Here is a 15,535-nt window from a genome sequence, read left to right on the forward strand (position 1 = left end):
AAAGGGTAAGAGATGGAATTACCAGTAAATTTAGCGCAACAATCTGCAGAAGCCTTTTTAAAAACTTTTGAAAACTTGTATGAGCATACTCCTTGGTTTGTAGAAAAATCGTTACCTCTGGTTTTAGCTGATAAAAAATATAATAGTTTAGAAAAATTTCATGAGTTACTTTCAAATATAATGCTGAATGCAGATTCTGACTTACAGGATAACTTGATAGTCGCTCATCCAACCTTGGCAGGCAAAAAAGCCCAAAATAACGAACTTACTGATTTCTCAACTACTGAACAAAAATCTGCTGGATTAAGTGATTGCTCTGACTCTGAAATTGAGCTTTTTGAGGAGCTTAATAGGGAGTACTTTGCTAAATTTGACTTCCCCTTTATTATGGCAGTTAAAGAAAAAAATAAATCTGACATCATTTTGCAGTTCAAAGAGCGAATAGAAAATTCAAAAAATCAAGAAAGATCAAATGCTCTAGATGAGATTAATAAAATAGCGTGGCTAAGAATCAAGGAGATTTATGGAGTCTGATAACCAGATTGATGTTGCTAGTTCAAGTTTTGGTACTAAAGTTGTTTATTGTAGTGATGAATTTTTTGCAGACTCAGGCCGTATGCTTCAATCAAGTGAGCCTGTTTGGATTGAAGACAAATACGATATAAATGGTAAGTGGATGGATGGCTGGGAGAGTCGAAGACGGCGAGATGGGAAAAATGACTTTTGTTTTATTAGGTTAGGCGCTGAATCTATTATTAATAGCTTTAATATTGATACAACTCACTTTACTGGGAATTTTGCACCTGGAATTTCTGTTCAAGGTTGCTCTGTGCCAGGAGGAACTACTGATGACTTAGTTGTTGATGGTACTGCTGTTACAGAATGGTTTGATCTTGTTACCAAAGAATCCCTAGAGGGTGACTCAAAAAATTTATTTAATAGTGCTTCATCAAAGCCAATTACGCATTTAAAAATTACATTACTTCCAGATGGTGGGATTGCTCGTTTCAGGGCTTATGGTGAGATATGGGTTGATGAGAAGAAATATGAAATTAATGGCACGAACGTAATATCCAAAAAAAGTGGTGCGAAAGCGATCTTTGCAAATGATGAACACTTCGGAAGTTTAAGTAATGTTTTAGAAGAGCATGAACCTTTGAGTATGGCTGATGGTTGGGAAACAAGGCGACGAAGAAAGCCTGGAAATGACTGGGGAATTATTGCCCTCTCTAAGCCCGCAACTGCTGAGGAAGTTTTTGTTGATACGAAATTTTTTAAAGGTAATTTTCCAGATACTTTCTCAATATCAACTTCCAATTCACCAGACGAAGATGATAAAACTTTGAAAGAAAATAGTAAGACCTGGAATAAACTTATTGAAGGAAAAAAATTAAAGATAAACCAAATGCATGTTTTTAAAGGTTCGGACATACTTCATAATGATGTGTTTACTCATATCCGTGTCGATATATATCCAGATGGCGGCATTGCCAGGCTAAAACTTATTGGAAAATTTACCTAGATATGAATACTTTAAAACTAACTCCTGAGGTTCTAACTGTAGATAATTTTCAACTATTTGGCGAAGTGTTTAGTGCTGAAAATAAAGAATCTATTACTATTAATGATGGTTTTGCATCCAAGTTTCCTGATATTGTAAAATTAGATACTAAGGAGGCAGAGGGGGAAACAAGTGTCCATATTTTTGTTGCTAAGAAGAGGCAGTTTCCTCTTCAAATTACTATGCTCGAGAATCATCCTTTTTTTAGTCAGACATTTATTCCAAAAAATAACACGCCATTTATAGTTGTTGTCGCGCCTCCATCACAGGAACCTGTAATTGAAAATATTAAGGCTTTTATTACTGATGGTGATCAAGGTATTAGTTATTCAAGAGGAGTTTGGCACTTTCCTTTAATTAGTTTAAAAGATAACGCTCAATTCGTTGTGATAGATAGGAAATACAATAGTGACAAAGACAGTATGAAGCAGTGCAATGTTAGTAAAATTGAAGATGTTAGTATTTATGTGGAGCTCAGCTTATGATGCAAATATATCTAATGGACTGGCTCAGTCTAGTTTTGAAATTACTCCATATAATTGCAGGCATAGCCTGGATTGGTGCTTCCTTTTATTTTAATTGGCTTGAAAATAAACTTGACCGATTAAATAATAGAGACGAGATAGCTGGCAACTTATGGGCAGTTCACGGCGGCGGCTTTTATCATTTAGAAAAATATAAGAAATATCCTCAAACCCTTCCAGAACCTTTGCACTGGTTTAAGTGGGAAGCTTACGTTACTTGGCTTTCTGGAATTTCACTGCTTTCAGTTATCTATTATTTTAATGCTAGCACTTATCTGTTAGCTTCCAATAGCTCAATATCTGCATTATATGGCGTTGGTTTAAGTCTCTTAGGGTTGATACTTTTTTGGCTTATCTATGATCTTTTATGTAAGTCAAAGTTGGTAACTAAATCCGCAATTTTTTTAGCTATTATTTTTATAGTAATTGCATTGTTTGCATATTTTTATAGCAATATTTTTAATCCTAGAGCAGTTTATATGCAAATTGGCTCAATGATTGGAACGGTAATGGTTGCTAATGTTTTCTTTGTAATTATTCCAGTTCAAAAAAAATTAGTTGATGCTTGTGAAAACTCTACTGAAGTTAGTTTAGAGCTGGGAAAAATAGGTTATCTCCGCTCTCGTCATAACAATTACTTTACCTTACCCGTTTTATTTATGATGATAAGTGGCCATTACCCTACAATTTATAGCGGAGATTATGGCTGGTTAATATTAATGGCTGTTATTGGGATTTTGGTAATGGTTCGCCACTACTTTAATTTAAGAGGAGTTGGTAAAGCTAAAAATAGTCTAATCGCCATTATAGTTATCTCAACCTTTGCCTTGATTTATGCTCTAGCGCCATCACCAATTAAGATGCAAGATAATAGCCAAGAGATCGTAACTATTGCTGAGGCCCAAGCCATCATTGAAAAACATTGCGTGAGTTGTCATGCTGCGGAGCCTTCAAACAAAGCCTTTGCGATTGCGCCTAATGGGATTATGTTGGATACTAAAGAAAAAATTATTGCCCATAAGAATCAGATATATCAGCAGTCTGTTTTATCTAAAGCAATGCCCTTAATTAACAATACAAATATGACCGATGAAGAGAGAGCGAAATTAGGGATTTGGATTGAGGCAAATCAGTGAGCGAATACAACCATTATCGAGGAGCAATTTACCACTGCACTGAAAGTAATGGGGTGCTAGAGCCAAACTATTTTGTTGATGGCCTTATGGTTGTTGATAATGATTCTGGAAGTATCATTGAGGTTGGAGACTTCAATCAAATTTCTTCAAAGTGGCCAAACGCTAAGTCATCTACTCACTTTAAGGATAGTTTAATAATGCCTGGCTTCATTGACACTCATGTGCATTATCCTCAATATAAAGTTATAGCCTCCTATGGAGCAAGCCTTATAGACTGGCTTAATAAGTATACATTTATTGAAGAGCAAAAGTTTTCAGATGAGACTTATGCCGCTAAGGTTGCAGATTTGTTTCTTGATGAGCTTATTAAAAATGGTACTACAACAGCAATGACTTTTTGTACCTCACACAAACAATCTGTAGATATTTTTTTTACGGCAGCAGAAAAGTTGAAGCTTAGGATGGTGGCCGGTAAAGTTATGATGGATAGAAATGCACCAGAGGCTCTTTGTGATAGTGTGGATGGTAGTTATTTTGATTCGAAAGAGCTTATTGAAAAATGGCACAATAGAGGGCGAATGAGTTACGCCGTTACGCCTAGATTTGCTCCTACATCTTCTTCTGAGCAATTAGTACAGGCTGCTAATTTATTAGAAGAGTATTCAGATAATAATGGAAATAAAGGCGTTCTTTTGCAAACTCATCTTAATGAAAATATTGATGAAATTGGCTGGGTAAAGGAGCTTTTTCCAGACTCAAAAAACTACTTTGATGTCTATGATAATTTCAATCTATCAGGACCTAATTCAGTTTTTGGTCATTGTATTTATAATACTGATGAAGAATATAAACGTATTGCTGATTCAGGTTCTAAGGTAGCGCTATGTCCAAGATCCAATCTATTCCTTGGTAGCGGTCTATTTGAACTTGATAAATTAGAGGCTTTTGGAATAGGTACTGCACTTGCATCAGATGTTGGCGGCGGTGACAGCTTTTCAATGTTTCAGGTAATGAATGAAGCTTACAAAATATGTCGACTAAATAATTATAATTTAGATCCTGTTAAAGCTTTTTATCTGACAACTCTAGCTGCAGCGAAAGTACTTGATATGGATAATCGTATTGGTAACTTTGAGCGTAATAAGGAGGCAGACTTTATTGTTATTGATTTAAAGGCAACAGAATTAATAAAAAATAAACTCGAAACCTCAGATGATATTAACGATATATTATTTAATTTAATGACTTTAGGTGATGATAGACTAATTAAAGAGGTTTATATTTTAGGTCAAAATATTTACCAAAAATAAGGAAGGCATAATGGGACAACTTACAACACATATATTAGATACCTCTGCAGGAGTTCCTGCAAGTGGTGTAGCGATAAATTTATATCGAAGAGATGGTACAAATTCAGTACATCTTAAATCAATAAAAACGAACTTAGATGGCCGCTGTGATAAACCTTTGTTGTCAGAAGAAGAATTTGATGAGGGTTGTTATGAGCTTGAATTCATAGTGGATGATTATTATGAAGCTAAAAATATTAAGTGCCCTTTTTTAAAAGATGTCATTATTCGTTTCTATATTAGTGAAAAGAGTGAAAACTACCATGTACCTCTTTTAATTTCCCCTTATAGTTATTCAACCTATCGAGGAAGCTAATGTATTTTTTGCTGAATCAAAACTCTACGCCAACAGATCTTGGCGCAATAAATCCAAATACTACTGTCCTAGAGTGGTTAAGAAATAATCAGCTTGTTGGAACTAAGGAGGGCTGCGCTTCTGGAGATTGCGGCGCTTGTACTGCAGTTATTGGTGAGATTGTTACTAATAATAAGTCTAGTAAGGTTGAGTATAAAAGTATAAATACATGCATGGCATTGGCTTATGGACTAGCTGGCAAACATTTAGTTACTGTTGAGGGGTTGGCTGAGGAGGGCAAGCTGCATCCTTCTCAAAAAGCAATGGTGCTAGAAAACGGTTCACAGTGTGGCTTTTGCACGCCTGGCTTTGTTATGTCGTTATTTGCCTTATATCAAAATAAAAACTCAGTAGATCTGCATCAAATAAACGAAACTCTATCCGGTAACTTGTGCAGGTGCACTGGCTATAAACCAATAATTGCAGCTGCATTTTCAATGTTTAATGAGAAAAGTGACGAACCCTTAGACTACTATAAAAAAAATCAGAAGAATATTACTAAGATTTTAGGAGAATTAAATAATCCTAAGCACATAAGTTTAAGTTATAAAAAGAGTAATAAAACAATTAAATATGATGCTCCCTCAACGATAAATGAGCTCTCTAATGTTCTAATTAATAGCACTTCAGCAAATATTATTGCCGCAGGAACTGATCTCAGCCTAGAGATTACTCAATCAATGAAAGAGTTTTCACATATCGTTAGCGTTAATCAAGTTATTGAATTAAAGGAGATTAAAGATAACGCTAAAGAATTAGAGATTGGAGCTGCTGTAAGTTATGAGGATGCCGCCTCTAGTCTTATAAGTAACTGGCCTGACTTAGGTCCTTTTTTGCAACGCTTTGCCTCTTTACCCATAAAGAATTGGGCGACTATTGGAGGCAACATTGCTAATGCTTCACCTATAGGAGATATGCCCCCAGTCTTAATTGCTTTAGATGCAAAATTAAAGCTCAGAAAAGGCCCTGTTAGCAGAACTATTAATTTAGAAGATTTTTTTATTACCTATAAAAAAACTGTTATTCAGCAAGGTGAATTTATTGAAAGTATTATCATTCCAAAGCCTAATGAAAATCAGCGTCTTATTACTCATAAAATGTCTAAAAGATACGAGGATGATATTTCAGCTGTATGCATGGCAATAAATATTACGTCCACAAACAATAAACCAGAATCATTTAAGATCGCCTTTGGAGGGATGTCAGGAATACCTCAAAGATCAAATATACTTGAAAATTTTTTATTAAAGAATTGGCAAGAAGACAACATAGCTGCATTATCTTATAAGGTTTTGAAAGAAGAATTTTCTCCATTTACTGATGTCAGAGCAACTTCAGAATACCGATTACAAGTATCTGCAAACTTAATTAAAAAAACTATATTGATGTATCAAGATCAGCCAGTTGAAAATCTTGCAGAATATTCACAATCAAGTTAATTCAAGGAGTAAGCAAAAATTAATAAAAATATAAAAAATTCTGCTCAACTTAAGGGCTCAATAATTGGCGACTCAATTGCTCACGATAGTGCTCATATGCATGTCCAGGGAAGTGCAACTTATATTGATGACATGCCGGTCCCAAAAGGCACTCTTCATGTTGCATTTGCGTTAAGTAATGTTGCGCGTGGAAAAATAAATAAGATTGATATTACAGATGCTCTAAAAGCTGACGGTGTTCATAGTATTCTCCTGGCAAAAGATATAGAAAATCTATATATAGGAGCGATTAAACATGACGAGCCTATTTTGGCTGATAAAGAGGTTTTATTCTTTGGCCAAGCAATTGCTGCTGTCTTAGCAGATAGTCATGAGAATGCAAGAACAGCTGCGCTCTTAATCACCTCAAATGTAACGGAGCTAGAGGCTATTGTTACTATTGATCAGGCAATGGCTAAAAAAAGCTTTCTTGATGAACCACTAGAAGTCTCTATAGGAGATTCAAATAAAGCTATAGATTCATCAAAAAATAAGCTAAATGGAAGTCTATCTATTGGCGGTCAAGAGCATTATTATCTTGAGGGACAGGTTGCTCTGGCAATTCCAACAGAGGACAACGAGATGGTAGTTCATTCTTCGACTCAAAACCCTACAGAAGTCCAACATCTAGTTGCGCATGTTTTAGATGTTCCTCAAAATGCAATCGAAGTAATTACTCGGAGAATGGGTGGCGGCTTTGGTGGCAAGGAGACAGATTCATCTCAACTTGCGTGTGTTTGCGCTATATTTGCAAAGCAAACTAAACTTCCTATAAAGGCTCGGCTCTCTAGAAAAGATGATATGTTGCTCACTGGAAAGAGGCATGATTTCAAGGCAGACTATAAAGTTGGCTATAGTGGTGATGGGAAAATTTTGGGGATTGAGATAGATCTTGCAGCAAGATGTGGCTACTCACTTGATTTATCTAAAGCAATAGTTTCTAGAGCTTTATTCCATGCTGATAATACATATTTTTTGCCAAATGCTACTTTTAGGGGTTTTTTATGCAAAACAAATACCGCTTCAAACACAGCATTTAGAGGCTTTGGTGGACCTCAAGGGATGCTTGCTATAGAAAATATTATTGAAGAAATAGCCATGAATATTGGTGTTGATGCTCTTGAAATTAGAAAATTAAATTATTATCAAAAGGATACAAATAACGTAACGCCTTACGATCAAGTTGTCGAAGATAATATTATTAATGAGCTCTCTAGTGAACTTATAGAAGACAGTAATTACTTAGTTAGAAGAAAAAATATTGAAAAGTTTAATAAAACAAGTAAATATCTTAAAAAAGGATTGGCATTTTCTCCTGTGAAATTTGGCATTTCTTTTACTACTCAATTATTAAATCAAGCCGGCGCATTGGTAAATGTATATAAAGATGGAAGTATATATATTAATCATGGAGGGACTGAAATGGGCCAAGGCCTATTTATTAAAGTTGCGCAGGTTGTTGCTAATGAGTTTGGTGTTAATCTAGAGCGAGTAAAGGTCTCAGCTACTTCTACTGCTAAAGTTCCAAATACATCACCAACTGCAGCATCTTCTGGTTCAGATTTAAATGGTATGGCTGCCAGAGAGGCATGCTTAAGAATTAAGAGAAATTTAACTACTTTTGCGAAAGATTTCTATGGCGAAGGTAATAGTGATATTGAGTTTAAAGACTCTTTTGTTATTATTGGTAAGAAAAAGATAGCGTTTGATGAATTTGTGTCAACAGCATATTTAAATCGAGTAGAACTTTTTAGTAATGGTTTTTATAAAACACCAAAAATTTTCTTTGATGCTGTTAAACAAAAAGGCCATCCTTTTTACTATTATTCATATGGTGCCTGCGTTAGTGAAGTTGTAGTTGATTGTTTGACTGGTGAGTATAAGTTGTTAGCAGTTGATATTTTGCATGATGTTGGCGCATCACTTAACCCAGCAATTGATATGGGGCAAATAGTTGGAGGATATATTCAGGGTATGGGCTGGCTCTGCTCTGAGGAGCTCAAATGGAATGATTCTGGGGCACTTTTAACGATGGGCGCATCGACCTATAAAATCCCTGCAATCGGAGATACGCCTGAGCATTTTGAGGTCAAAATTAAGCCTAATATTTCTAATCATGAAAATACAATTCATAAATCTAAAGCAGTTGGAGAGCCTCCTCTGATGCTCGCAATATCAGCTTGGCTTGCGATAAAAAATGCTATTTATAATGCAGATAATGAAATGCAAACTGGCCTAAATGCTCCTGCAACTTTTGAGCAAGTATTCTTTAATCTCAATAAGAGTCTTAAGTAATAGGTTATGAATAGTTGGTTGAAGCCAGTTAAGACGGCAAGTGCTTTAAATAATGGCTTTGTATTGTTAACAATTATTTCAACTAAGGGCTCAACCCCTTGCTCTAATGGAGATAAGATTGTCTTCTCTGGAGCTGAGTCAGTTTTTGGCAGTATTGGTGGTGGTAATTTAGAATTTAAAGCCTTATCTTTTGCCGAAGAATTATTAAGTCTTAATTCTAATGGTACTTATTTAAAAAAATATCCTCTTGGCGCCTCACTTGGGCAGTGTTGTGGAGGCTATGTAAATGTCATGTTTGAAAGTTTTATTCAGTCTGACGCAACAAATTCATGGATCGAAACAGTATCAAACTTACTTCAAGATAATGAAGATTTTATAGTTGCTACAATTGTAGATAGTAACTCTGAAATTGAATTTAGCAGTAAAAAATTTGTCTACCTAGATGGTAATTTATCTCCAAATATTGATGACAAAAAAATCTCTAGCTTGATTACAAAAAGCGCTAAAGATCTTTTGTTACTTTCTGATAGTCCTACTATAGTGCAATTTGAAAATCAGTCAGGCGCTTTAACTGAAGTTTGCTTTGAAAAAGTCTTGACTAGCGAAGTTCAGCCAGTAGTCATTTTTGGAGCTGGACATATTTCAAGAGCTCTGATGCCAATTTTAATTAACCTACCTATTAAGATTTATTGGGTTGATGATAGAGCAGAACAATTTGATAAATATCAAGGAGATACATCTCAAATAGATATTATTTGTGATGACTTTGTTCAGAGCATTCCTGACTTGCCAGACAGTAGCTATTGTCTTGTAATTACATACAGCCATCAAATTGATTTCGAGATTTGTGAAAAAATGATTACTCAAAATAACTTCAGTTATTTGGGTATGATTGGTTCAGAAATTAAGGGGAAAAAATTTAGAGATCGTTTTCATCAAAAGAATTTTTCTGAGGAAGTGATTAATAAATTTATCTGTCCAATAGGAGATAAGCAAAAATTCTTAAAATCACCTGCTGCAATTGCCGTAACTATTGCAATGGATTTAATTAACTTTATAGAACATAAAAGACATCCTGAATCTGTATGAAATATCAATTAGAAGTATCCAATATTACTAAGTCTTATGGAGATTTAAAGGCTAATGATAATGTTTCGCTTAGAATTAAGGATTCAAGTATCCATGCTTTGCTTGGTGAAAATGGTGCTGGCAAGTCAACTCTAGTTAAAATTATATATGGCTCGTTATCACCAGATAGTGGTGAAATGAAGTGGGCTAATAATGAATATAGTCCTAAAAGCCCTTTTCAAGCTCGAGAAAATGGAATAGCAATGGTCTTTCAACATTTTTCACTGTTTGAATCGTTAACTGTTGAAGAAAATATAATTCTCGGACTTGATAGTGTAGGTCTAAATGATAATTTTTCTGAGCAAATAATTAAGTACTCAAAGCAATATGGCTTAGATATTAACCCACAACAAGTTGTTGGTGATCTGTCGGTTGGTGCGCGCCAACGCGTTGAAATTATTCGCTGCCTAATGCAAAACCCAAAGTTACTTATTATGGATGAGCCTACTTCAGTCTTGACGCCTCAAGAAGTATCTGATCTATTTGTAACTCTTAAAAAACTTGCAGCAGATGGATGCGCTATCTTATATATTTCTCATAAGCTTGAAGAAGTCCGTGAAATATGCAGTGAAGCAACAATCTTAAGAGATGGTAAATTAGTTCAAAGCTGTATACCTCAGGAGCACAGCCAAAAAGAACTTGCGGAAATGATGATTGGAAAAAAACTAACCGAACTCGCCAGAGCCAATATAGCTTTTGGTGAAAATATTTTCTCAATCGATAATTTAAGTCGAAAGAGTGATGATATTTATGGAGTTAATCTTGACAATATCGCTTTAAAAATCAACAAGGGGAGTATTGTTGGTATAGCAGGCGTTGCTGGAAATGGCCAAGATGAGTTAATGGAGCTGCTTATTGGTGAAATTTCGTCACCCAAAACAACTTTGAATTTTAATGGTCAAGATATTGGCACTCTAAACTCGCATGAAAGAAGACAGCTCTCTATGTTCTTTGTTCCTGAAGAGAGACTTGGGCACGGCGCAGTTCCAGATATGTCGTTAGATGAAAATATGCTACTAAGTAGACCAGATTCAACTGAAATGACGAGCAATGATGTCATTGACTGGAAAAAAGTTGCAACTCATTCAAAAAATGTTATCGATACCTTTGATGTGCAAACACCTTCGAGCAAAATGTTAGCCAAATCGCTTTCTGGAGGAAACCTACAAAAGTTTATGGTTGGAAGAGAGCTTATTCAAAATCCAGAATTATTAATTGTTGCTCAGCCTACTTGGGGGGTCGATGCGGGCTCTGCTAACAATATTCATCAGGCTTTGATTGAATTGGCTAATAAAGGCTCAGCTATATTGATTATCTCTCAGGATTTAGATGAAATATTAAGTTTGTGTGACAAAATCCATGTCCTATCTGAAGGAAAGCTTTCTGATGCTGTGGACATGAAGAGTAAAGGGTTAGAGAAGATTTCTCAGCTCATGGTTGGAGGAAAAACCCAATGATTAGACTTATTCCAAGAGTTGAGAATTCTACAGCAATGGTTCTGTTATCACCTCTATTGGCTCTAACGCTTACTGCTCTATCTGCTTATTTAATATTTATTTTTGTTTTGGTTGATATTCCAGTCTCAAGCGTCTTCTTCACCTTATTTGTAGAGCCTTTAATTGATTCTTACTATTTTTCAGAGCTGCTCGTTAAGGCAGCACCTTTGATGATTATCGGTCTTGGCTTGTCAATTGGATTTAGAGCGGGTATTTGGAATATTGGTGCAGAAGGCCAATTCGTTATGGGAGGAATTGCAGGCAGCGCCGTAGGGTTATATTTTTATAATGTTGAGGCTTTTTGGTTGCTTCCATTGATGACGATAGCGGGTATTCTAGGAGGTATGTTTTATGCGGGCATTGCAGCCTTTCTTCGAATTAAGTACCAGGTCAATGAAATCCTAGTAACTTTAATGTTGACCTATGTTGCCGTTTTGTTTTTAAGTGCAATGCTTCAAGGACCGCTTCGAAACCCATCGGGCTTTAATTTTCCAGAAAGTAGGATTTTTCATGATAGCGCTATGCTGCCTATAATTTGGGAAGGGACTCGATTGCATATTGGCTTGATTGTCGCAATTATTCTCTCACTTGTTGCTTGGTTTGGAATTAAAAAGCATATGTTTGGTATGCAAATAAAAATTTCAGGTAGTGCACCTCGTGCTGCAAAATTTGCTGGATTTGATGACAATAAAACTGTTTGGTATTCACTGCTTATATCGGGCGGACTTGCAGGTCTTGCAGGACTCTTTGAGGCGGCCGGCCCTGCTGGGCAGCTAACTCCGGGATTGCCCGCATTTTATGGCTTTACTGCAATCATTGTCGCATTCTTGGCTAGACTCCATCCTATTGGAGTTTTATTTTCAGCGCTACTAATTGCGCTTAGTTATGTTGGCGGTGAAAATGTGCAAATTGAATACAATTTACCAAGCTCGATAACGCAAATTTTTCAAGGCATGCTTTTGTTTTACTTCTTGGCTTGCGATATATTAATTAAATATAAAGTTGTACTTTTTAAAACTAAAAACTAAAGATTATGAATGAAAGTCTATTTATTAACATCATTATTGGAATAAGTATTGCCTCAGTGCCTCTTATTTTTGCAGCTATTGGTGAATTATTAGTAGAGCGCTCAGGTGTTCTAAACTTAGGAGTTGAAGGCATGATGATTGTTGGAGCGCTCCTAGGCTTTGTTGTTATGTCTCATACTCAAAACCCTTATTTAGCTGTTCTTGCTGCAATGCTTGGGGGGATGGCCATAGCATCCATTTTTGCTTTTTTGACTCAATTTTTGCTTACAAATCAGGTTGCAACTGGGCTTGCTCTAACTCTTTTTGGCTTGGGTTTTGCTGCTTTTGCAGGAAGAGGTTATACAGAGGAAACAATTCAACTCATCACGGCAGTTCCAATTCCATATTTATCTGATATTCCTTATTTAGGACCTTTACTTTTTTCGTTTAATCCTCTCGTTTATTTGTCATTTTTTATGGTTTACTTGGTTTGGTGGTTTTTATTTAGGACTAAGCAGGGTTTAATATTACGCGCCATTGGTGACAATCATGATGCGGCCCATGCTATTGGTCATAACGTTGTTCGATACAGAGTGATGGCTATTTTATTTGGCGGTGCTATGGCTGGAATTGGAGGTGCATTTTTATCACTCGTTCAAGTTCCTATATGGGGAGAAGGCATGACTGCTGGAAGAGGTTGGATCGCTTTAGGTCTTGTTGTCTTCGCTTCATGGCAGCCCTTTAGGATTATATTTGGAGCAATTTTATTTGGAGGAATAACTATTCTGCAGATTCATGCTCAAGGATTAAACATCAATGTGAGTGCGCAATATCTATCAATGCTTCCTTACTTAGCAACCATTGTTATTCTTGTTAGTCTTAGGATGAGATTAAAAAATAAAACAAATCGCACAGTTCCTAATTGTTTGGGTAGAATATTTCATTCAACAACTTAGTTTGATGAATAAAGTTTTGTAAGAAGTAAAAAAGTAAGAAAATTGTTAAATAACTTAAAGGAGAATAAGTATGTCTAATCGAAGTTTGTCGAGTGTTGTGAAGCTCTCGATATTAAGTGTAGTTTTAGCATTTACTAGTAATGTTTATGCTGATCCTGTTAAAGCTGCTTTTGTATATATTGGCCCAACAGGAGACCATGGGTGGACTTTTGCACATGATCAAGGCGCAAAATACGTAAAAGAAATGATGGGCGATGACGTAATCATTACTACTGTTGAGAGTGTTGAGGAAAACTCAGATTCAGAGCGTGTTATTACGAGTCTTGCCAGAAAAAATGATATTATTTTTACAACATCATTTGGTTACATGAACCCAACAGTAAAGGTTGCGGCGCGTTATCCAGATGTTAAATTTGAACACGCAACGGGCTATATGCGTCCTACTGATAATATTTCTACTTATTCTGCGAGATTTTATGAAGGTAGACACGTCATTGGTAAGATTGCTGGAAGAATGACAGAGACTAATGTTATTGGTTATATTGCATCTTTTCCAATCCCTGAAGTAATCAGAGGAATTAACTCTGCCTATCTAGCTGCTAAGTCGGTAAATCCTGATATTGAAATCAAGATCGTTTGGGTTTATTCTTGGTACGATCCAGGTAAAGAAGCTGATGCTGCCAATGCTCTTATAGCTCAAGGTGCGGACATTCTAATGCAACATACTGATTCAACTGCTCCTATGACAGTTGCTGAAGAGAAAGGTGTCTATGCTTTTGGCCAAGCTTCAAACATGCGTGAGTGGGGTAAAAATGCTCAATTAACTGGAATTATTGATGATTGGGGTCCTTACTACTTAGAGCGTGTTCAGGCTGTTAAAGATGGCACTTGGACTTCAACTGATGTCTTCCATGGAGTTGATTCAGGAATGGTTAAGTTTGCCCCTATGAATAATTCAATGCCTTTTGAAGTTAGAAATGAGGCTTCAAAAGCAATTATTGATTTGTCAATGGGCGCGATTCATCCATTTACAGGTCCAATTAATAAGCAAGATGGTAGTGCATGGTTAGCAGAAGGTGAAACTCCACCTAACTTTCCTGACCTACTTACAATGGACTTTTATGTAGAAGGTATTGACGCTAAGTACCCTAACTAATAAAGGTTTATTAAGTAATATTACTAATCGCGTCCTAGGCTTTGCTTAGGGTGCGATTTTTTTTAGAAAAAAATTATGTCAGAGATTTCTCACAAGTGGCTGAATGGTCTTCCAAAAATTGAACTTCATCTTCATATAGAAGGTACATTGGAGCCAGAACTATTATTTAAGCTGGCAAAGAGAAATTCAATCCAATTGCCTTTTAATAGTGTCAACGAGGTAAAAAAAGCATATCAATTTTCAAATCTTCAAGATTTTCTAGATATTTATTATCAGGGCGCTGAGGTTTTGCTCCATAAGCAAGATTTTTATGACCTGACATGGGCTTACTTATTGATGTGTAAGCAGCAGAATGTGATGCATATAGAGCCGTTTTTTGACCCTCAAACGCACACTGTAAGAGGCGTTCCTTTTGAAACTATAGTAAGCGGCATTGCAGAGGCGCTAGCTGATGGAAAGGGGAAGCTTGGTATAACCTCTAGATTGATTATGTGTTTCTTAAGACACCTTAGCGAGGAAAGTGCAATTGAAACTTTAAAATCTTCAGAGCAATTTACCGATGTTATTTATGGTGTTGGTTTAGATAGCGCGGAGATGGGAAACCCACCGGAAAAATTTATTAATGTTTTCACCAAAGCAAAAGGTATGGGTTATAAATTAGTTGCCCATGCAGGGGAAGAGGGTCCCGCTAGTTATATTTGGAGCTCTTTGGACGTTTTAAATGTTCAAAGAATTGATCATGGGATAAGAGCAATCGATGATCCTGACCTAATGCTTCGTTTGATTGAGTCTCAAATGCCCTTAACTATCTGCCCACTATCAAATGTAAAGCTTAGAGTTTTTGATAATATGGCAAGCCATACAATACTTGATATGCTTGACTTAGGAGTGTGCGTAACGGTTAACTCAGATGACCCTTCTTACTTTGGAGGGTACATGACAGAAAATTTCCTTGCACTTTATGACAGTCTAGAGCTTTCAAGAGACCAGGCAATTAGCCTTATTAACAATAGTATTGATGCAAGTTTTGCTGAAGATAGTCGAAAGAAAGAGCTTTCTAACTTGTTGCAAACGTATATTTCTGATTAGTAATA

General features: G+C 36.0%; 14 protein-coding genes. All 14 read left to right on the forward strand.

Going from position 1 to position 15,535, the window contains the following annotated elements; translation table 11 throughout:
* Positions 1-12: 12 nt before the first annotated feature.
* Entirely contained in the window at positions 13-534 is a 522-nt protein-coding gene (gene uraD / locus ABXT51_RS03980; RefSeq protein WP_416679369.1) for a 2-oxo-4-hydroxy-4-carboxy-5-ureidoimidazoline decarboxylase, read from the forward strand.
* Positions 524-1,522, forward strand: a complete 999-nt coding sequence (gene alc, locus ABXT51_RS03985) for an allantoicase (protein WP_416696219.1) — start codon at positions 524-526, stop codon at positions 1,520-1,522. The genes uraD and alc overlap by 11 nt, the downstream gene beginning before the upstream one ends.
* A gap of 2 nt (positions 1,523-1,524) precedes the next feature.
* On the forward strand, positions 1,525-2,046 hold the full coding sequence (locus ABXT51_RS03990) for an ureidoglycolate lyase (protein WP_416696220.1): 522 nt from the start codon (positions 1,525-1,527) through the stop codon (positions 2,044-2,046).
* Positions 2,043-3,221, forward strand: coding sequence for a urate hydroxylase PuuD (locus tag ABXT51_RS03995; protein WP_416679377.1), 1,179 nt, complete (start codon positions 2,043-2,045; stop codon positions 3,219-3,221). The genes ABXT51_RS03990 and ABXT51_RS03995 overlap by 4 nt, the downstream gene beginning before the upstream one ends.
* Positions 3,218-4,531, forward strand: coding sequence for a guanine deaminase (gene guaD / locus ABXT51_RS04000; protein WP_416696221.1), 1,314 nt, complete (start codon positions 3,218-3,220; stop codon positions 4,529-4,531). The genes ABXT51_RS03995 and guaD overlap by 4 nt, the downstream gene beginning before the upstream one ends.
* 10 nt (positions 4,532-4,541) lie before the next feature.
* Positions 4,542-4,886 carry a hydroxyisourate hydrolase gene (gene uraH / locus ABXT51_RS04005; protein ID WP_416679382.1) on the forward strand — a complete coding sequence of 115 codons (345 nt, stop codon included), beginning with the start codon at positions 4,542-4,544 and terminating at the stop codon, positions 4,884-4,886.
* Positions 4,886-6,364 (forward strand): xanthine dehydrogenase small subunit, encoded by a 1,479-nt coding sequence (gene xdhA / locus ABXT51_RS04010; RefSeq protein WP_416696222.1) that lies wholly within the window; start codon positions 4,886-4,888, stop codon positions 6,362-6,364. Before uraH ends, xdhA begins: the two co-directional genes overlap by 1 nt.
* Positions 6,365-6,460: 96 nt before the next feature.
* The gene (gene xdhB, locus ABXT51_RS04015; protein WP_416679385.1) at positions 6,461-8,698 is read left to right on the forward strand and encodes a xanthine dehydrogenase molybdopterin binding subunit; all 2,238 of its coding nucleotides are present in this window, start codon (positions 6,461-6,463) and stop codon (positions 8,696-8,698) included.
* Between the two features lie 6 nt (positions 8,699-8,704).
* The gene (locus tag ABXT51_RS04020; protein WP_416688233.1) at positions 8,705-9,787 is read left to right on the forward strand and encodes an XdhC family protein; all 1,083 of its coding nucleotides are present in this window, start codon (positions 8,705-8,707) and stop codon (positions 9,785-9,787) included.
* The gene (locus ABXT51_RS04025; RefSeq protein WP_416696223.1) at positions 9,784-11,283 is read left to right on the forward strand and encodes an ABC transporter ATP-binding protein; all 1,500 of its coding nucleotides are present in this window, start codon (positions 9,784-9,786) and stop codon (positions 11,281-11,283) included. Before ABXT51_RS04020 ends, ABXT51_RS04025 begins: the two co-directional genes overlap by 4 nt.
* Entirely contained in the window at positions 11,280-12,350 is a 1,071-nt protein-coding gene (locus ABXT51_RS04030) for an ABC transporter permease (RefSeq protein ID WP_416696224.1), read from the forward strand. The genes ABXT51_RS04025 and ABXT51_RS04030 overlap by 4 nt, the downstream gene beginning before the upstream one ends.
* Before the next feature lie 5 nt (positions 12,351-12,355).
* The gene (locus ABXT51_RS04035) at positions 12,356-13,285 is read left to right on the forward strand and encodes an ABC transporter permease (RefSeq protein ID WP_416696225.1); all 930 of its coding nucleotides are present in this window, start codon (positions 12,356-12,358) and stop codon (positions 13,283-13,285) included.
* A gap of 70 nt (positions 13,286-13,355) precedes the next feature.
* Positions 13,356-14,441 carry a BMP family ABC transporter substrate-binding protein gene (locus tag ABXT51_RS04040; protein WP_416696226.1) on the forward strand — a complete coding sequence of 362 codons (1,086 nt, stop codon included), beginning with the start codon at positions 13,356-13,358 and terminating at the stop codon, positions 14,439-14,441.
* Between the two features lie 75 nt (positions 14,442-14,516).
* A complete protein-coding gene (locus ABXT51_RS04045; RefSeq protein WP_416696227.1) occupies positions 14,517-15,530 on the forward strand; it encodes an adenosine deaminase in 1,014 nt (337 codons plus the stop codon).
* The last annotated feature ends 5 nt before the right edge of the window (positions 15,531-15,535 follow it).

The organism is Candidatus Pseudothioglobus sp. Uisw_050_01, assembly GCF_048085775.1.
GTDB lineage: Bacteria > Pseudomonadota > Gammaproteobacteria > PS1 > Pseudothioglobaceae > Pseudothioglobus.